The organism is Leisingera aquaemixtae (assembly GCF_006740765.1).
Classification (GTDB): Bacteria; Pseudomonadota; Alphaproteobacteria; order Rhodobacterales; family Rhodobacteraceae; genus Leisingera; species Leisingera aquaemixtae.
Genome location: NZ_CP041159.1, coordinates 2,669,704 through 2,688,080 on the forward strand (window position 1 = coordinate 2,669,704; position 18,377 = coordinate 2,688,080).

At 64.7% G+C, this 18,377-nt stretch carries 12 protein-coding genes; 9 read left to right on the plus strand and 3 right to left on the minus strand.

The genetic code is table 11. The annotated features are described in order from the left end of the window. Window positions 1-32 precede the first annotated feature (32 nt). Window positions 33-425 carry a DUF3307 domain-containing protein gene (locus R2C4_RS14740; protein WP_058285002.1) on the plus strand — a complete coding sequence of 131 codons (393 nt, stop codon included), beginning with the start codon at window positions 33-35 and terminating at the stop codon, window positions 423-425. 123 nt (window positions 426-548) lie between these two features. On the opposite strand, the gene R2C4_RS14745 is transcribed toward R2C4_RS14740, so the two are convergent. Then, window positions 549-1,007 (minus strand): Lrp/AsnC family transcriptional regulator, encoded by a 459-nt coding sequence (locus R2C4_RS14745; protein WP_141891224.1) that lies wholly within the window; start codon window positions 1,005-1,007, stop codon window positions 549-551. 146 nt (window positions 1,008-1,153) lie between these two features. Here R2C4_RS14745 and R2C4_RS14750 point away from each other — a divergent pair, with 146 nt between their 5' ends. After that, window positions 1,154-4,576: an indolepyruvate ferredoxin oxidoreductase family protein gene (locus tag R2C4_RS14750; RefSeq protein WP_141891225.1), complete on the plus strand. Its 3,423-nt coding sequence runs from the start codon at window positions 1,154-1,156 to the stop codon at window positions 4,574-4,576. Between the two features lie 32 nt (window positions 4,577-4,608). Here R2C4_RS14750 and R2C4_RS14755 read toward each other — a convergent pair whose 3' ends face one another. Beyond that, complete coding sequence (locus R2C4_RS14755) at window positions 4,609-5,274, minus strand: TetR/AcrR family transcriptional regulator (protein WP_008556855.1); 666 nt, start codon at window positions 5,272-5,274, stop codon at window positions 4,609-4,611. A 418-nt stretch (window positions 5,275-5,692) separates the two neighbouring features. Here R2C4_RS14755 and R2C4_RS14760 point away from each other — a divergent pair, with 418 nt between their 5' ends. Genes R2C4_RS14760 through R2C4_RS14780 form a run of 5 tightly spaced genes read left to right on the plus strand, consistent with a single transcriptional unit; the run spans window position 5,693 to window position 12,902 of the window. Next, complete coding sequence (locus R2C4_RS14760; RefSeq protein ID WP_141891226.1) at window positions 5,693-7,474, plus strand: ABC transporter ATP-binding protein; 1,782 nt, start codon at window positions 5,693-5,695, stop codon at window positions 7,472-7,474. Beyond that, a complete protein-coding gene (locus R2C4_RS14765; RefSeq protein ID WP_141891227.1) occupies window positions 7,467-9,380 on the plus strand; it encodes an ABC transporter substrate-binding protein in 1,914 nt (637 codons plus the stop codon). The genes R2C4_RS14760 and R2C4_RS14765 overlap by 8 nt, the downstream gene beginning before the upstream one ends. Then, window positions 9,380-10,408, plus strand: coding sequence for an ABC transporter permease (locus R2C4_RS14770; RefSeq protein WP_058284997.1), 1,029 nt, complete (start codon window positions 9,380-9,382; stop codon window positions 10,406-10,408). Before R2C4_RS14765 ends, R2C4_RS14770 begins: the two co-directional genes overlap by 1 nt. Further along, window positions 10,405-11,559, plus strand: a complete 1,155-nt coding sequence (locus R2C4_RS14775; protein WP_058284996.1) for an ABC transporter permease — start codon at window positions 10,405-10,407, stop codon at window positions 11,557-11,559. Before R2C4_RS14770 ends, R2C4_RS14775 begins: the two co-directional genes overlap by 4 nt. Beyond that, window positions 11,556-12,902, plus strand: a complete 1,347-nt coding sequence (locus R2C4_RS14780; RefSeq protein ID WP_141891228.1) for a CoA transferase — start codon at window positions 11,556-11,558, stop codon at window positions 12,900-12,902. The genes R2C4_RS14775 and R2C4_RS14780 overlap by 4 nt, the downstream gene beginning before the upstream one ends. A 106-nt stretch (window positions 12,903-13,008) precedes the next feature. Here the strand turns inward: R2C4_RS14780 and R2C4_RS14785 are convergent, their stop codons facing one another. Then, window positions 13,009-15,510, minus strand: a complete 2,502-nt coding sequence (locus R2C4_RS14785; RefSeq protein ID WP_141891229.1) for a mechanosensitive ion channel family protein — start codon at window positions 15,508-15,510, stop codon at window positions 13,009-13,011. A 393-nt stretch (window positions 15,511-15,903) separates the two neighbouring features. Between R2C4_RS14785 and R2C4_RS14790 the strand changes: the two genes are divergently transcribed. Then, the gene (locus tag R2C4_RS14790) at window positions 15,904-17,130 is read left to right on the plus strand and encodes a glycosyltransferase family protein (RefSeq protein WP_259943409.1); all 1,227 of its coding nucleotides are present in this window, start codon (window positions 15,904-15,906) and stop codon (window positions 17,128-17,130) included. After that, a complete protein-coding gene (locus R2C4_RS14795) occupies window positions 17,127-18,371 on the plus strand; it encodes a glycosyltransferase (RefSeq protein ID WP_141891230.1) in 1,245 nt (414 codons plus the stop codon). Before R2C4_RS14790 ends, R2C4_RS14795 begins: the two co-directional genes overlap by 4 nt. Window positions 18,372-18,377 lie beyond the last annotated feature (6 nt).

Consider the following 18,377-nt stretch of genomic DNA (forward strand, 5'->3'; position numbering starts at 1 on the left):
CAGCCAGGTACACTTGCTGGAGGTCATTCGGTTTGCCGGATTATGTCGGTTCTGTTCTGCTGCTGCTCTGTGCTTTGCAGGTCAAGCACCTGTTTGCCGACTTCTTTCTGCAGACGCCGAAAATGCTGTCCGGCCGCTGCGCCTATGTCCACGCCGGGCGCGCGCAGCATGCCGGGGTTCATGTGATCGGCTCGGCCATTGTCTTTTTGCTGTTCGGCGCGCCGGTGACGTTTATCCTGGTGCTGGGACTGCTGGAGTGGGTGGTGCATTTCCACATCGACTTCGGCAAGGCGCGCTTTTCTGAGCGCAAGAAGCTGAATCCGCAGCAGGCGATGTTCTGGCAGGCGATGGGCTCGGACCAGGCGCTGCACCAGCTGACCTATATCGCCATGGCCTGGGCCTGGGTGAAATACGCCGCGATGTGAAGGCGGCTGCCGGCTGGGGGCCGGCCCCCAGACCCCCGGAGTATTTTCCGGAAAAGTGAATGGCCGGGCTCGCGGGTTCATCTTTCTGCAGGTACTGCGGCGCCGCACCCGCTGGCGCATTGTTCAGGGCACCACAGGCCTGTCCCGTTTGATGGTGCGCAGCACCACATTGGTCTGGGCGCTGGCAACCGCCGGCAGGCGGAACAGAAACTCCTCCAGGAACCGGTTGTAAGCGTCCAGATCCGGGGCCAGCACCCGCAGGTGGTAATCCGCCTGGCCGGTGGTGGCGTAACATTCCTGAACCAGCGGGCTGGTTTCCACCGCGCGGATGAATTCCACCAGTTTGTCCGGGTCGTGCCGGGTCAGATGCACATGAACGATGGCCTGGAACCCCAATCCCATTGCGGGCGCGTTCACCACCGCGCCGTAGCGCTCGATGATGCCTGCCTCCTCCAGAGCCCGGACCCGGCGCCACAGGGCAGACGGCGACATGCCCACCGCCTCTGCCAGGTCGGCGTTGGAAATGCGGGAATCCTCCTGCAGCAGGGTCAGGATGCGGCGGTCGCGGCGGTCGAGCTTCATTTTCCGGTCAAATTTTCCGTGTCTATGCATCGATCCGGTGAATATACCCATAAATCTTCGCAAAACCAGCAAGTCTGGCAATTCTTTTCAAGCTGGCAGGATTATCTTTCCGCGATCTATTTAGCCGTGCAAGGACTCCCCCTGCGATGACCAAGCTGAGCCACGATTTCCGCAGCTACAAGCTGGACGACCGTTATGAGATGACCAAGGGCCGGGTGTTCCTGACCGGCACCCAGGCGCTGGCCCGGGTGATGCTGGACCAGGCGCGCCGCGACCGCGACGCGGGGCTGAACACCGCGGGGTTTGTGTCGGGCTACCGCGGATCGCCGCTGGGCGGCGTGGACCTGGAATTCTGGCGCGCCAAGGCGCGGATGCAGGAGAACCGGATCAAGTTCATGCCCGCCGTGAACGAAGACCTGGGCGCCACCGCCGTTCTGGGCGCCCAGCAGGCAGTGCTGGACCCGCATTGCGAAGTCGAGGGCGTGTTTTCCATGTGGTACGGCAAAGGTCCGGGCGTCGACCGCTCCGGCGATGCGCTGAAGCATGGCAACGCCTACGGCTCATCTGCCAAAGGCGGGGTGCTGGTGGTGGCGGGCGACGACCACGGCTGTGTCAGCTCCTCGATGCCGCACCAGTCCGATGTGGCCTTCATGTCCTGGTTCATGCCAGTGCTGAACCCGGCGGATGTCTCTGAATACCTGACCTTCGGCGAGTACGGCTTTGCCCTGTCGCGCTACTCCGGCACCTGGGTTGGCTTCAAGGCGGTCTCGGAAACCGTGGAAAGCGCGCGCTCGGTCGAATTGCAGCCGGATCGCGAATTTATCTACCCCGAGCTGCCGGACTACCCCGGCGGCTTGCATATCCGCCGCGCCGACCTGCCCTCCCCCGAGATCGAAACCCGTATCCACGCCAAGCTGGACGCGGTGCGCGCCTTTGCCGAGGCGAACCCGATCGACAAGCGGATCTATGACATCAAGGAGGCGCGGTTCGGTTTCGTGTCCACTGGCAAGGGCCATCTGGACCTGATGGAGGCGCTGCGGCTGCTGGGTCTGGATGAGGCCGCCTGCCGCCGTCTGGGCATCGACATCTACAAGGTTGGCATGGTCTGGCCGCTGGACCGCACCGATGCGCTAAAGTTCGTGAAGGGCAAGCAGGAGGTGCTGGTTGTCGAAGAAAAGCGCGGCATCATCGAGAGCCAGTTCAAGGAAAACTTCTATGACTGGCCCGGCAGCAAGCCGGAGAGAATGGTCGGCAAATACGACAGCCAGGGCGAGCCGCTGATCCCCTGGACCGGAGAGCTGAGCCCGCTGTTGCTGGCACCCATCGTGGCGGCGCGGCTGGACAAGTTCTTCCCCGAAGAAAACCTGCCCGCCAAGGCGAAGGCGCTGACTGCGGAGCCGCCGAAGGTGCTGAACGTGCCCGGCGCCACCCGCACGCCCTATTTCTGCTCGGGCTGCCCGCACAACACTTCGACCAAGCTGCCGGAGGGGTCCAAGGCGTTTTCCGGAATCGGCTGCCATGTGATGGCCAGCTGGATGGACCGGGACACGGCAGGCTATGCCCAGATGGGCGGCGAAGGCGTGCCTTGGACCGTGGCGTCGCAGTTCAACGGCAATAAGCACGTGTTCCAGAACCTCGGCGAAGGCACCTGGTACCATTCCGGTTCTCTGGCGATCCGCCAAGCGGTCGCGGCGGGCACCAACATCACCTACAAGATCCTTTACAACGACGCGGTGGCGATGACCGGCGGCCAGCCTGTCGACGGGCCGGTCTCTGTGTATGGCATCGCCCAGACCTGCCGCGCCGAAGGGGTGGAGCGGATTGCCCTGGTCTCCGACAACGTCGGCAAGTTCAGCCGCGGCGACTTTCCGGCGGGCACCACCTTCCATGACCGCAGCGCGCTGGACACGGTTCAGCGGGAACTGCGCGAGATTCCCGGCGTCACCGTGCTGATCTACGAACAGACCTGCGCCACAGAGAAGCGCCGCCGCCGCAAGCGCGGCAAGATGGAAGATCCGGCGAAGTTCGCCTTCATCAACGATCTGGTCTGCGAGGGCTGCGGTGATTGCTCTGTGGAATCCAACTGCCTGAGCGTGGAGCCGAAGGAGACGCCCTTTGGCCGCAAACGCAAGATCAACCTGTCGACCTGCAACAAGGATTTTTCCTGCCTGAACGGCTTCTGCCCCAGCTTTGTAACCGTCGAAGGTGCCGCCCGCCGCAAGAAGAAGATCGCCGGGCTGGATGCCGCTGCGCTGACGGCCAAGCTGCCCGCGCCCGAACTGCCCGCGCTTTCAGAGCCGTTTGACCTGCTGGTCACCGGGGTTGGCGGCACCGGCGTTGTCACCGTGGGCGCACTGATCACAATGGCGGCGCATCTGGAGGGCAAGGGCGCAAGCGTGTTGGATTTCACCGGCTTTGCCCAGAAGTTCGGCACGGTTCTGAGCTATATCCGGCTGTCGACTGCTCCGGACACTTTGAACCAAGTGCGGATTGATCAGGCCGGCGCGGATGCCGTGATCGGTTGCGACGTGGTGGTCAGCTCTGCGCCCAAGGCCTCCGTCCATTACCGGGCCGGCACCAAGGTTGTGCTGAACCGGGCAGAGATGCCGACCGGCGATCTGGTGCTGCGCCGGGATGCCGACCTGATGGCAGGCGTGCGGGAAAGGACGATTGCCGAGGCTGTCGGCCCGCAGAACCTCTCCGGCTTCAACGCCAATGAGGCGGCGGAGAAGATGCTTGGCGATGCGGTGCTGGCCAACGTGATGATGCTGGGCTTTGCCTGGCAGAAGGGCCTGGTGCCGGTCAGCGCCGGGGCGCTGGACCAGGCGATTGAGCTGAACGGCGTGGCGATCGACAAGAACCGTCTTGCCTTTGCCATCGGGCGCGCCATGGCGGTGGATCCGGGTCTGGTTGCCAGCCATTACGAGGACGCCCCGCAGAAGGAGGAAACGCTGGACGAACTGATTGAACGCCGTGCCACCTTCCTCACCGGTTATCAGAACATGGCTTATGCCAGCCGCTATACCGCAGCCCTGAACCGGTTCCGCGCGGCCCTGCCGCAGGACGCGCAGGAAGAGCTGACCGCAGCAGCCGCCCGGTCGCTGTTCAAGCTGATGGCCTACAAGGACGAATATGAGGTCGCCCGGCTGCTGACCAGCGACGGGTTCCAGCATCAGCTGGAGGAGGAATTCGAAGGCGATTTCTCTGTCAAATACCATCTTGCCCCGCCGCTGATGAACTGGAAGCGGGATGCGCGCGGGCGCCCGGCGAAACGGGCGTTTGGCGCATGGATGCGCCCGGCGATGAACCTTTTGGCCAAGGGCAAGGCGCTGCGCGGCTCGGCCTTCAACATCTTCGGCTTTCACGAGGAAGCCCGGCTGCACCGCGACCTGCTGGCGTGGTATGAGGGCGTGCTGGACACCGTCGCGCGCCGCTACGGCGCAGACAAGCGTGCACAAAGCCTGGAGCTGCTGAGCGCGCCGATGGACATCCGCGGCTACGGCCCGGTCCGCCTGCAGGCCGCCAAGGACGTCCGCGCGAAGGCTGAGGAGACGCTCCGCAACCTGTAAAGCCGACCGCCGGCCCGGCCGGGGCCGGCGCGTCACACATCCCAGTGCTGGCGGGTGAATTCGGTGAAGGCTTCCATCTCCTCCGGCAGCGGCTCGCGCCCGGTGAACACCTTCAGGTACTCCGGTGTCGCCTCCAGCCTGTCGGCGTGGCTTTCGTTCGGGTCGGCCATGTCATAGCCAAGCTGCATGTAATAGAGCACCTTGGCGCGTGTCACCGCCTCGCGCTGCGGATAGCCGTAACGTTCGAACATGGCGGTCAGCGCCTCCACCCGGCGGCGGTCGGAGCGGTCCAGCAGGCTGCGCACCTTGCCGGAACGGCGCGACCAGTCGCGCACCGCAAAGTCCAGCGCGGTGTTGAACAGGTCGGGGTTGGTGATGCAGTGAAACACGTTCAGCACCGCCCCGGTGATGGTCCCGGCGGGTGCCTCAGCCTGACGCACCATGCCCGCGGTGTTGGTCTGCTCCCAAGTCTTGAGCAGCGCATCCAGCAGATCCTGGCGCGACTTGAAGTACCAGTAGAAGGACGAGCGCGAGACCTGCATCCGCTCTGCCAGCGCCAGCACCTTCACCCGCTCCACCCCGTCAGAGATCAGCACGTCCATCGCCACGTTCAGCCAGTCGTTGCGGGTGACCTTGATATTGCCGACCAGCGGCTCGGCCTCCGGATTGTCGCGGTGAAGAACAGGTTTCTGCGCCATATGCGTCCCTTGGGATCGTTCGCCTTTGCGGTCATCTTATGCCCGGGCGGCTGCTGGCGCCAACATGGCAAAGCCGCCGCCCGGCGATAGCGGAACGATGCAAGTGGCCTTCGGGCCACAGGCCCGGCGCGGCCGGGCGGCAAAGCACCTGAACACCCCGAATACGCAAGTGTGACCAGGCGTGAAGACCCTGTTCCAGGCAAGCTGAACCGTCACGCAGCCGGGGCAGATAGCGGCAGACGCCCTGGCGCAGCGCAGGGCTGCACCGCGCAAATACCGGTGAAATCTCCCTTTCCCCGCGCCCCTTTGACCAAATGGGGTTTGACTAAGCAGGCCCCGGCGCGCGATGGTGAGGCCAAAAAACAGGGGAACACACGATCTCATGCACGCCTTGAACCGGCCGGGCGGACACATCTGAATGCGCCCGCTGCTGTCCGTCGAAAACCTCAGCATTGGTTTTAACAAGGACGACTCCGTCGTGAAAGACGTGAGCTTTGCCGTCCGGCCGGGCGAAACCCTGGCCCTGGTCGGGGAAAGCGGCTCCGGCAAGACGATCTCCTGCCGCGCGGTTCTGCGCATCCTGCCGAAAGTGGCGCAGCTGCGTTCCGGGCGCATTCTGCTGGACACCGGCAAGGACCAGTTGGATTTGGCAACGCTGGCGGAACGCCGGATGCGCGACGTGCGCGGCAACATCGTGTCGATGATCTTTCAGGAGCCGATGCGCTCCCTGTCCCCCTTGCACCGGATCGGCAACCAGGTGTCCGAAGTGCTGTGGCTGCATGGCCGCAAAAGCGAGCGCGAGGCCCGCAAACTGGTATTGGAGTGTTTTGAGCGGGTCGGCTTCCCGGAACCCGAACAAACCTACCGCTCTTACCCATTCGAATTGTCCGGGGGGATGCGGCAGCGGGCGATGATCGCAATGGCGATGGTGGCCAAGCCTCAGCTGCTGATCGCCGACGAGCCGACCACGGCGCTGGATGTGACCACTCAGGCGCAGGTGCTGGGGCTGATGAAGGATCTGCAGCGCGAGACAGGCATGGCGATGATCCTGGTGACGCATGATCTGGGCGTGGTCGCCAACATGGCTGAACAGGTGGTGGTAATGCACAAGGGCCGGGTGATGGAATCCGGCGGCGCAGAGCCGATGCTGCGCGCGCCCGCCCATCCTTATACCCAGGCGCTATTCAAGGCCGCGCCCGGTATCCCGGATGAAGCGGTGGTCGCCATCCCGCCCTCGCGCGAAGACCTGATCCTGGAGATGAGATCGGTCTCCAAGACCTACACGCTCCGGGCCGGAAGGGGCTGGCAGGCGCCGACCCTGATCCACGCCTGCCGCGAGATCGACCTGCGGATGACCCGCGGCGAGACACTGGCGGTCGTGGGTGAGAGCGGCTCCGGCAAGACCACCGCAGCGCGGATCGCGCTGGGGGCAGAATTGCCTGACCCCGGCGGCGAGGTGCTGTTCCGCCCGGCGCAGGGAGAGCCGCCGGTCACCGTCCACGACATGGACCGCGCCGCGCGCACCGCCTTTCAGCGCCAGGCGCAGATGGTGTTCCAGGATCCCTACTCCTCTTTGTCGCCCAGGATGCGCATTCAGGACACGCTGATGGAGCCGCTGGACATCCACCGCATCGGCAGCCGTGCTGAGCGCCGCGACAAGGCGGCGGAAATGCTGCGTCTGGTCGGACTGTCGCCGGACATGCTGAAACGCTACCCGCACGCGTTCTCCGGCGGCCAGCGCCAGCGCCTGTCGATCGCTCGCGCCCTGATGCTGGACCCGGCGCTGATCGTCTGCGACGAGCCGACCTCGGCGCTGGATGTGTCTGTGCAGGACCAGATCCTGCGGTTGCTGGAAGAGATCCGCGATCAGCAGAAACTGTCCTATCTGTTTATCAGCCACGATCTGGCGGTGGTTGCCCGGATTGCCGATGAAGTGGCCGTGATGCGGCGCGGCCTGATCGTCGAGCAGGCGCCGCCGGAAACCCTGTTCTACAACCCCCAGCACCCCTACACCAAGGCGCTGATCGCCGCCCAGCCGGAACCCGATATCGACCGGCCCATCGACTTGAAACTGGTGGCCCAAGGCGCCGGTGCGCCCGAATTCTGGCCCGAGGAGTTCCGCTTTGACGGCGCCGAGGCGCCGCCGCTGGTGAACATGCTCCACCTGGAACACGGCCACAAGGTACGCTGTCATGTTTGATGCCCTGAAACCGTTCCTCGCCGCCGCACTCTGCTTGGCACCGCTCGACGCACAGGCAGAGCCGGAAGTGCAGGAAAGCGCCTTCTGGCAGTCCGAGGTCAAGGCCGGCTACATGCCGCCCGCCGCCAAGCGTATTCCCGACGTGCCGCTGGTGGTGGATCTGGCGGCCAAGGGGCGGGAATTCGGCATTCAGGGCGGCACCCTCAACACCATGGTCACCCGCTCAAAGGACATCCGCCAGATGGTGGTCTATGGCTATGCGCGGCTGGCCGGTTATGACGAAAACTATCAGCTTAAGCCGGACATCCTGCTGAGCTTTGAGGCCGAAAACAACCGCCGCTTCACCCTGAAACTGCGTCCCGGCCACCGCTGGTCCAGCGGCGATCCCTTCACCTCGGCCGATTTCCGGTACTGGTGGGAGGACGTTGCCAACAACGAATTGCTGAGCCCGGCCGGGCCGCCCGACTTCATGCTGGTGCTGGGCAAGCTTCCGCGCGTGAGCTTTCCGGATGAGACCACTGTCATTTATGAGTGGGACGCGCCCAACCCGGCCTTCATGCACATGCTGGCCCAGGCCCGCCCGCCATTCATTTACCGGCCGGCGGAGTACCTGAAGCAATTCCATGCCGATTATGCCGATCCGGAGGTTCTCGCCGAGGAAGTCGACTATGCCCGCGTCAAGAGCTGGGCGGCGCTGCACAACAAATACGACAACATGTACAAGTTCGATAACCACGATTTGCCGACATTGCAGCCCTGGATCAACGCGTCGCCCGGCAAGAAGATCCGCCATCAATTCGTGCGCAACCCCTACTACCACCGCATCGACAGCCGCGGCGTGCAGCTGCCCTATATCGACACCGTGGAAATGGAGATCGTCACTGCCGGTCTGGTGGCGGCCAAGTCGAACGCGGGCGAAGCCGACCTGCAGGCCCGAGGCCTCGGGTTCCGCGACATTCCGATCCTGCGCAAGGGCGAGAAGGACGGCAGGGACTACAAGACCTACCTGTGGGCGTCCGGCGCCGCCTCTCAGATTGCCATCTATCCGAACCTCAACGTGAACGACCCGGTCTGGCGCGAGATCCTGCGCGACGTCAGGGTGCGCCGGGCCCTGTCGCTGGCCATCAACCGGCGCGCCATCAACCGGGCGCTTTATTTCAATCTGGCCGAACCCGGCGCGATGGCAGTGCTGGAGCAGAGCGAATTCTTCGATCCCGCCCTGCGCGAGGCTTGGGCGGACTTCAATCCGGAGCTGGCCAACCAGCTGCTGGACGAGGCAGGCCTGACCGAAAAGGACGGCTACGGCATCCGCTATCTGCCAGACGGGCGCCGGATGGAGCTGGTGGTCGAAACCGCGGGCGAGCGTGAAGAAGTGGAGAACGCGCTGCAGATTATCACCGACGACTGGCGCGACGTCGGCGTGAAGCTGGTGATGCGGCCGCTGGACCGCGACATCCTGCGCAACCGGGTGTTTTCCGGCACCACCATGTCGTCTGCCTGGTTCGGCTGGGACAACGGGCTGCCGCAAGCCTATACCTCGCCGGCTTATCTGGCGCCGACCGATCAGGTGTTCCTGTCCTGGCCGAAGTGGGGGCAGCACTACCAGACCGGCGGCAGCGCGGGCGAGCCGCCTGATATGGCCCCTGCCCAGCGGCTGCTGGCGCTGCTGCAGGACTGGAACATGGCCGCCACCCATGAAGAACGCGCCGCCGCCTGGCGCGAGATGCTGAAAATCCACGCGGATCAGGTCTATGCCATCGGTGTGGTGGCCGCCGCACCGCAGCCAGTGGTGGTCAGCAACCGCCTGCGCAATGTGCCGGAAAAGGCGATCTGGGCCTGGGATCCGGGGGCGCATTTCGGCGTCTACCACCCCGATGAGTTCTTCTTCGAGGGCGGCGAAGGCTGATGGAAATACTGCGATACGCCATATACCGCTTTGGCACCATGCTGCTGACGCTGCTCGTGGTGTCGGTGCTGGTCTTTGCCATCATCAACCTGCCGCCCGGCGACTACCTGTCGAACCAGATTGCGGAACTGCAGGCCACCGGCCAGTCCGCAGGCGTTGCCAAGGCCGAGTTCCTGCGCAAGGAGTACGCGCTGGATAAGCCGCTGTGGCAGCAGTACATGATCTGGATGGGCTTCATGCCCGGCCCGCACGGGTTTTCCGGCATGATCCAGGGCAACTTCGGCTGGTCCTTCGAGTTCGACAGCCCGGTGGCCGATATCGTCGGAGACAGCCTGTGGCTGACCGTGCTGGTGAACCTCGCCGCAGTGGTGTTTGTCTATGCCGTGGCGCTGCCGCTGGGGGTGCTGGCCGCCGCCCGGGCCCGCACCTGGGTCGATTACACCACTGCCTTCGTCGGCTATCTGGGACTGGCCACGCCCAACTTCCTGCTGGCGCTGATCCTTTTCTACTACGGCCACCGCTGGTTCGATCTGCCGATCGGCGGGCTGATGGCGCCTGAATTCGAAGGCGCGCCGATGAACTGGGAGAAGGTCAAATCCATTCTTGTCCACCTGATCGTGCCAACCTTCGTGATCGGCACCGCCGGCGCCTCTGCCATGATGCAGCGTCTGCGGGCCAATATGCTGGATGAACTGGGCAAACCGTATGTGGAGACCGCCATTGCCAAGGGCATGGCGCCCTCGCGTATGCTGGCGAAATACCCGCTTCGGGTCGCCTTCAACCCCTTTGTCGCCGATATCGGCAACCTGCTGCCCGCGATGATTTCCGGCTCGGTGCTGGTGTCGGTGGTGCTGGGGCTGCAAACCATCGGCCCGACCCTGCTGACCGCGCTCAAGACTCAGGACATGTTCCTCTCGGGCTTCGTGCTGATGTTTGTCGCCTTGCTCACCCTGATCGGCACCATGATCTCTGACGTGCTGCTGGTGCTGCTTGATCCCAGAATCCGCTACGAGGGGCGCAACTCATGACCCAGCTGCCCGACGGACGGTATGTCGACGACGAACCCTTTGACCCGCAGGCCTCGCTGCTGGAGCTGGAGCGCAAAGATCTGGACGCCCCCAACTGGCTGCTGATCTGGCGTAAGTTCAAGACGCACAGGCTGGGGCTGATCTCGGGTATTTTCCTGCTGATTGCCTACGGCCTGATCCCGTTCGCCGGCTTCATCGCGCCTTACGGTCCCAATCAGCGGTTTTCAGAGCATCTCTACTCGCCGCCGCAATCCATCAAGCTGTTTCACGAGGGCGAATTCGTCGGACCCTTCGTGTATCCGATGACCTCCGAGGCAAACCTGGAAACCTTTCAATGGGAGTTCAAGCCAGACACCTCGCGGCCGCTCAAGCTGTCGTTCTTCTGCGAAGGCAGCACCTATAACCTGGCCGGTTTCATCGAAAGCAACCGCCACCTGTTCTGTGCCAGCGAGGACGCGACGATCTTCATTCTGGGCTCCGACCGTCTGGGCCGCGACATCTTCAGCCGGGTGTCCTACGGGGCGCAGCTGTCCCTGACGGTTGGCCTGATCGGCATCACCGTTTCATTTGTGCTCGGCATCTTCTTTGGCAGCGTCGCAGGGTATTTCGGCGGCCGGGTCGACTGGCTGGTGAACCGGGTGATTGAAATCCTGCGGTCGCTGCCGGAGCTGCCTTTGTGGCTGGCGCTGTCTGCCGCGGTGCCTTCGAACTGGTCGCCGGTTGCGGTGTTCTTCATTATTTCGATCATTCTCGGCATTCTTGACTGGCCCGGGCTGGCCCGTTCGGTGCGCTCCAAGTTCCTGTCCCTGCGGGAAGAGGAATATGTCCGCGCCGCCGAGATGATGGGCGCCTCCTCCGGTCGGGTGATCCGCAAGCATCTGCTGCCGAACTTCATGTCGCACCTGATTGCCTCGGCCACCCTGTCGATCCCGGCGATGATCCTGGGTGAAACAGCGCTCTCGTTTCTTGGCCTCGGCCTGCGCGCGCCGGCGGTCAGCTGGGGGGTCATGCTGAATGACGCGCAGAACCTTACTGCGGTCGAAATCTATCCCTGGCTGGCCGTACCGATGCTGCCGATTGTGATCGTTGTTCTGGCCTTCAACTTCCTCGGCGACGGCCTGCGCGACAGTTTGGATCCCTATCAGCAATGACTCTGCTTGCCACCCTGCCCGACACCGGCACTTTCCGCCTTACCGGCACCGGCCGATGGTCCAGCGCTTTTGCGGTGACGGAATTGGCCAATGCCTCGATTGCCGCCGTAGGCGTGGAGCTTGCGCAGCTGATCGAAGCACTGAATCTCGCGCCCTCAGCCCCCGAAGTCACCGTCGACCAGCGGCTGGCGTCGCTCTGGTTCGGCTACAGTTTCCGGCCTGAAGGCTGGGAGCTTCCCAGCCTGTGGGACGCAATCGCGGGCGTGTATGAAACGCAGGACGGCTGGATCCGCCTGCACACCAACTTGCCGCACCACCGGCAAGCCGCGCTGCGGGTGCTCGGGTGCGCGGGAGAGCCCAGCGCCGTCACCGCCGCAGTGCGCCATTGGCAGGCGGACAGGCTGGAAAGTGAGATCGTGGCCGCAGGCGGCGTGGCCGCGGCCATGCGCAGCCGCGCGGACTGGCTGGCCCATCCGCAAGGCCGCGCCGTCGCCGCAGAGGCGCTGATCCAGTGGACCTCCCCACGCACTGTCCGGTTGCGGGACCGGCCGCAGGCAACGGCAGCGCGGCCGCTGGCCGGGCTGCGTGTGCTCGACCTCACCCGGGTGCTTGCGGGACCGGTCTCCACCCGCACGCTGGCCGGTTTCGGCGCCGATGTGCTGCGCATCGACCCGCCCGGCTGGGACGAGCCGGGGGTGATCACCGACATTTCCCTGGGCAAGCGCATGGCCGCGCTGGATCTCACCAAGGGCGAAGACCGGCTGGTGTTCGAGACCCTTCTGGCGGATGCGGACGTCCTGGTGCACGGCTACCGCCCCGGCGCGCTCGACGGGCTGGGCTACGGGGCGGACACCCGCCGCCGGATCGCGCCCAACGCGGTGGAGGTGACGCTGGACGCCTATGGCTGGACCGGCCCCTGGGCAGACCGCCGCGGCTTCGACAGCCTGGTGCAGATGAGCGCAGGGATCGCCGATGCCGGCCGCGCCTGGGCCAAGTCAGACAAGCCGGCACCGCTGCCGGTGCAGGCTTTGGACCATGCCACCGGTTATTTGATGGCTGCCGCCGTGCTCTCTGCGCTCGCCGCGGCGGCCCGGGGCGCGGAAGTTCCCACGGCCCATCTTTCCCTGGCGCGCACGGCTGAGCTGCTTGCCGGACTGCCAAAATCTGCTGATGGGCTGGACCTTGCGTCCCCCGCGGACAGCGACTACGCCGAGGAGACCGAGCGCAGCGGCTGGGGCCCGGGCCGCCGTCTGGCACCGCCGCTCCGGGTTGGCGCGGAGCCGATCCGCTGGATCCTGCCCGCTGCCCGTTGCGGCAGCGGCGCGGCTTGCTGGCCCGGCTGACCGCAGAGGACGGCACGCGCCGCGCGGCAGCGCGGCGCCAGGCCCAACCCCAAGCGGAGCGCGCCAGCGGTCCAGCGCGGGGGCGGGAGCGCTGTCGGCTGCGGGCTTAGCGGTCGTCGCCGCCAGGTCCGCCCATATCCTCCAGCATGTCATCGTCGATGGCGGCCTGCACGGCACCTGTTACGGCTTCCTTCTGTTTCGGCGTCAGCTCCTCCTCCTGGTCCGGCGCCAGCCGCACGGTGACCTCGCGGTGGGCAAACTTGATGCCTTCGCGGGCAAACAGCTCGCGGATTTCCTGGTACACCCGTTTGCGGACAATCCACTGGTCCCCCGGCTTGGTCATGAATTTCACCCGGATGATCATCGCCGAATCCTGCATCTCGATCACGCCCTGGGACTTCAGCGGCTGAATGAACGTGTGCCCGACAACCGGGTCGTCCATCAGGGTCTGGCCCAGCTTCTTGATCAGCTTGCGGACCTTTTCCACGTCGGTGTCGTAGGTGACCCGCAGCGGCAGCTTCATCATCACCCAGTCGCGGGAATAGTTGGTCAGCACCTTGATCTCGCCAAACGGGATGGTGTGCAGCGCGCCCAGGTGGTGGCGCAGCTGGAAGGAGCGGACCGAGATTTTTTCCACCGTGCCCTTCACATCGCCGATGTCGATGTATTCACCCTTGCGGAACGCATCGTCGATCAGGAAGAAGGCACCGGAAAAGATGTCCCGCACCAAGGTCTGTGAGCCAAAGCCCACCGCCAGGCCGACCACACCGGCACCGGCAAACAGCGGGCTCACGTTGATACCCAGCTCCAGCAGCAAAATCAGCACGATAGAAACCAGCACCACCGCCAGGATCGCGCCTCGGAACAGGGGCAGCAGCGTCGCCAGCCGGCTGGCACCGCCCGCGCCGCCTTCGTCGCCCAGCTCTGCATCGACGACGTCCGCGGCCTCCTCGTCGATCTTGCTGTCGATCCAAATCCGGAACAGGTGATAGACGATATAGCCGATAAACAGGATCACCGTCACATCCACCACCCGTTCGGCGGCAGTGGAATCGATCCAGCTTGCGTCCGGGTTCCAGACGATCAACAGCGAGTATGTTCCGACCACAAAGGCCAGGATGCCCGCAACCCGGCGGGCAAGATCCTCGTAGGTGGCAATCGGGTGCTTGGACCGCGGCGCTATTTCCTCTTCGCCGGTATCGTCTTCCGGTTCCGGCGTTGCGCCGTCCTGCGGCACGTCAACGGCTACCGCATTCATCGTTCCGGCAGCTGCCGGCCCGGAAGTATCCGGAAGGATCTTCTCCGCTGCAGACGCCTCAGCGGCGCGGGTGGCGGGTTCCGCCTCAGCGTCCTGTGCGGCGGATTCCGGCTCCCCGGCTTCCGCCGCAGGTTCCTCCACCTCTGCCGCTTCGCGCTTTACCAGACGGGCCCGGCTGAAATAGCGCTCGATGCCATAGTTGATCGCCCCGTAGACCACCAGGATCGTGGTCAGAACGAAATAGCTGCCCGCCATCAGGGGGATCGAGATATCCTGTTCCAGAACCAGATCAAAGGCCAGCTTGAGCCAGCCGAACGCCATATAGACCATCAGCACCGGCGCCCAGGCCACGGCCAGAACGCGCACCAGCCGGGAACACTCCCCGGGTGCCCGCCCCGCGCGGATGGCGTTAGAAATCGCCCGCCTGTTGACCAGAACCATCAGCAGGTTGCCCAGCATCCCGACCAGGGCCAGAACGCCGTAAACCAGCGCATAGACGTTGTAATTCAGGCCGAAATCCCCGACCCAAGTGGCAAACAGCGTCGAGGAGATGTCGTAGGTCGCCAGTACCGACGCCCAGATGTAGAGCCGCTTGGCGTCCCAGTCGGTGAAAACGGGGATCCGGTACTGGGCCAGGAATGGCGACAGCACCATCCGCCACAGATCCGATACCGTACGCGCCAGGAAAAAGGCGGTGTAAACAGCCGTCACGGTGAACTCAATGGACGGATCGCCTGAGGCGCCGAAAATCAGGTAAGAGATCAGTGCCGCAAAAACCATCGCAAAAACGGTGGCGCCAATCCCCATCAGGAACCTGAACACCAGGAAGGGCATCTTTTCCTGATAACCGCGGGGGGCCGCCTGGATCCGCGCGACCACGAACCGTTTGGCAAAACGCTTGCCGTAAATCTCCGTCGACAGCCAGCGGCCGATCAGCAGGAACAGCACGCTCCAGCCCATCACTTCGACATAGGTCATGATGCGCCCGTCCGGGCTGGTCTGGCGCAGGATGTACTGCATTTCGAAGATCGAATAGGGCAGTGCTTCCAGCCGGCTGTTCAGCTCTGCCCGGAAGGCAGCGACCCTGGATTGCGCCTTCATCAGGACCGAAGGCTGCTCCATCACGTCAGAGGCCGGATGCCCGGTGTCCGGCGCTGCTGCCGGCGGCGCGTTCAGAAGCTTGCCGCTGCTGTCGACCACGACCACGCTGACACCGCTTTCGGCCGCTTGTTCAATTGCCTTGGAGAGCGCGTCCCCCACAGCTGTTTCACTTTCCTGCGCGCCGGCGTGAGGCGCCAGGCTGAAGCTCAGCAGCAGGCACAGCAGGACCCTGAACAACATTCTCAGCATGGCCGCCTATCCTTCTGGAAACTTGATCCAAATTAACCACGCGCAACAGCGTTGCGTAAATGGCGCGCGCGCAATTTCCTGTGCGTTATGCAATAAAGGCGCATGATTGCATGCGCATGGGGTCCGGGCTATACAAATCCAGATATCCGCCCTGCGGGCGGTCAGCTGCGCCCGTGGCCCTGCAAGCCAGTGCCTGAACCGGCAGCTGCAAAGGCAAATACTGACCGCGCCCCCTGCCCCATCCGGCTGCGGTGCGCGCAATCTGAGGCGGACGATGGCGGAGCACAACAGCACGCGCCCTGGGACAAGCGGCAGCACTGGCTGGCGTGCTCCCGGCGCCGCCGGAACCATCCCTTTGCCCGGTGCGGTCCGGAACCCGGAACAGGCGGCCCGATGACGGCAAGAAGCACGCAAACGCCAGCAGCGAACCCCGGCACGCGCGGACCGCGGATCATGTTCTACAGCCACGACACCTTCGGGCTGGGCCATCTGCGCCGCTCTCGGGCGCTGGCGGGGGCGATCACGGCGGCAAACCCGGATGCCTCGGCGCTGATCCTGACCGGTTCGCCAGTGGCGGGGCGGTTCTCCTTTCCGACCCGGGTAGACCATGTCCGCCTTCCCGGCGTGATCAAACGCGCAGATGGCTCCTATGCCTCGCGCACGATGGGCATGAGCATCGAGGAAACCGCTGATCTGCGCGCGGCCCTGATCCGTTCGACGGTGGAACAGTATGAACCCGATGTGCTGGTGGCCGACAAGGAGCCGACCGGATTCCGCGGCGAGCTGATGCCGGCGCTGGAGCTGCTGAAATCCAAGGGCCGGTGCAAGATGGTACTGGGCCTGCGCGACGTGCTGGATGAACCGGAAGTGCTGGCCGCCGAATGGGAGCGCAAGCACGCCGTTGAGGCGACCCGCGACTTCTATGACGAGATCTGGGTATACGGGCCGCGTTCGGTTTATGACCCGACCGCCGGGCTGCCCTTCACGCCGCAGATGCAGGCGCGGATGCATTGGACCGGCTACCTGCGCCGCGACCTTGGCCAAGTGGGAGAGCCGCCGGAACAGCCTTATCTGCTGGTCACCCCCGGCGGCGGCGGCGATGGCGAGATGATGGTGGACCTGGTGCTGTCGGCCTATGAAGCCGACCCGGAGCTTTCACCCCGCGCGGTGCTGGTTTACGGCCCCTTCCTGTCCGGCGAGACCCGCGAGGATTTCGAGCAGCGTGTTGCCCGGCTCGATGGCCGCGTCACCGCTGTCGGCTTTGAATCGCAGATCGAGACGCTTTTTGCCGGCGCCCAGGGTGTTGTCTGCATGGGCGGCTACAACACCTTCTGCGAGGTTCTGTCCTTTGACAAACCCGCGGTGATCGTGCCCCGCACCACCCCGCGGCTGGAACAATGGATCCGCGCCAGCCGGGCCGAGGAAATCGGCCTGACCACTATGCTGGACGAGACCCGCGATGGCTGGAACGCCCCGGCGCTGGCCAAGGCAATCCGCGCGCTGGCCACCCAGCCGCCGCCCTCTGCCGCGGGCTCCGAGGGTCTTTTGGACGGCTTGGATTACGTGACGCAGCGGGTCAGCGCCCTGCTGCGCGACAGCCGCCGGGAGGCTGCTGAATGACCGCTTCCCGCCCGCCCCTCGCGGTGGTGGTCAAAGGCTGGCCGCGGCTGTCCGAGACCTTCATCGCACAGGAACTGGTCGCCTTGGAAGCCGTCGGCCATTCATTCGAGATCTGGTCCCTGCGCCACCCCACCGACATCAAGCGCCACCCGCTGCACGCGCAGCTGCACGCCAAGGTAAACTACCTGCCCGAATACCTGTACCAGGAGCCTGAGCGGGTCTGGCGCGCCCGTGCCAACGCGCAAGAGCTGCCGGGCTACGCCGAGGCCTACCGCATCTGGCGGGCCGATCTGCGCCGCGACCTGACCCCCAACCGCATCCGCCGTTTCGGCCAGGCCTGCGTGCTGGCGGCCGAGATGCCGGATGAGGTTCTGGGCCTCTATGCGCATTTTCTGCACACGCCTTCTTCGGTCGCGCGCTATGCCGCGATCATGCGCGGCCTGCCGTGGAGTTTTTCGGCCCATGCAAAGGATATCTGGACCTCGCCGGACTGGGAGCTTCAGGAAAAACTCTCCGCCGCCCACTACGGCGCGGCGTTCGGTGCGACCTGCACGGGCTTTGGCGCCAGGCATCTGCAAGAGCTGGCCGATACGCCGGGCCGGGTTGACCTGGTCTATCACGGGCTCGACCTGTCCCGTTTCCCCGCTCCGCCGGAGCGCAAAGCCCGGCAGCCGCAGGACCCGATCCGCTTCATGTCGGTTGGCCGCCTGGTGGAGAAGAAGGGCTTTGACCGGCTGATTGCCGCGCTGGCGCTGCTGCCTGCGGGTCTTGACTGGCACTGGACCCACATCGGCGGCGGCGGTCTGGGCGATCTCTTGCAAGACATGGCCCGGGATGCGGGCATCGCGGACCGCATCACCTGGCACGGGGCCTGCGACCAGCCCGAGGTGATCGAGGCGATGCGCAGCTCCGACCTGTTCGTGCTGCCCAGCCGTGTCGCCTCGGACGGTGACCGCGACGGGCTGCCCAATGTCTTGATGGAGGCCGCCTCGCAAACCCTGCCGATCCTGTCGACCCCGGTGTCCGCCATTCCGGAATTCATCACCCACGGCACCCATGGCCTGCTGAGCGAAGACAGCCCGGAGGCGCTTGCTGAAACCCTGCTCTACGCCGCCCGCCATCCGCAGGATCTGGCCAGAATGGCCGAGGCCGCGCTGGACCGGTTGCGTTCGGATTTCGGCATGGATCCCGGCATCGCCCAGCTTTCGAAACGGTTGACGGCGATGCTGCACGGCGGCTGACGGGTC

Coding starts and splice junctions, on each gene's coding strand:
- R2C4_RS14745 (WP_141891224.1), bottom strand. CDS start 1,007: ATGAAGCTCGACCGCCGCGACCGCCGCATCCTGACCCTGCTGCAGGAG.
- R2C4_RS14750 (WP_141891225.1), top strand. CDS start 1,154: ATGACCAAGCTGAGCCACGATTTCCGCAGCTACAAGCTGGACGACCGT.
- R2C4_RS14755 (WP_008556855.1), bottom strand. CDS start 5,274: ATGGCGCAGAAACCTGTTCTTCACCGCGACAATCCGGAGGCCGAGCCG.
- R2C4_RS14760 (WP_141891226.1), top strand. CDS start 5,693: ATGCGCCCGCTGCTGTCCGTCGAAAACCTCAGCATTGGTTTTAACAAG.
- R2C4_RS14765 (WP_141891227.1), top strand. CDS start 7,467: ATGTTTGATGCCCTGAAACCGTTCCTCGCCGCCGCACTCTGCTTGGCA.
- R2C4_RS14770 (WP_058284997.1), top strand. CDS start 9,380: ATGGAAATACTGCGATACGCCATATACCGCTTTGGCACCATGCTGCTG.
- R2C4_RS14775 (WP_058284996.1), top strand. CDS start 10,405: ATGACCCAGCTGCCCGACGGACGGTATGTCGACGACGAACCCTTTGAC.
- R2C4_RS14780 (WP_141891228.1), top strand. CDS start 11,556: ATGACTCTGCTTGCCACCCTGCCCGACACCGGCACTTTCCGCCTTACC.
- R2C4_RS14785 (WP_141891229.1), bottom strand. CDS start 15,510: ATGCTGAGAATGTTGTTCAGGGTCCTGCTGTGCCTGCTGCTGAGCTTC.
- R2C4_RS14790 (WP_259943409.1), top strand. CDS start 15,904: ATGACGGCAAGAAGCACGCAAACGCCAGCAGCGAACCCCGGCACGCGC.
- R2C4_RS14795 (WP_141891230.1), top strand. CDS start 17,127: ATGACCGCTTCCCGCCCGCCCCTCGCGGTGGTGGTCAAAGGCTGGCCG.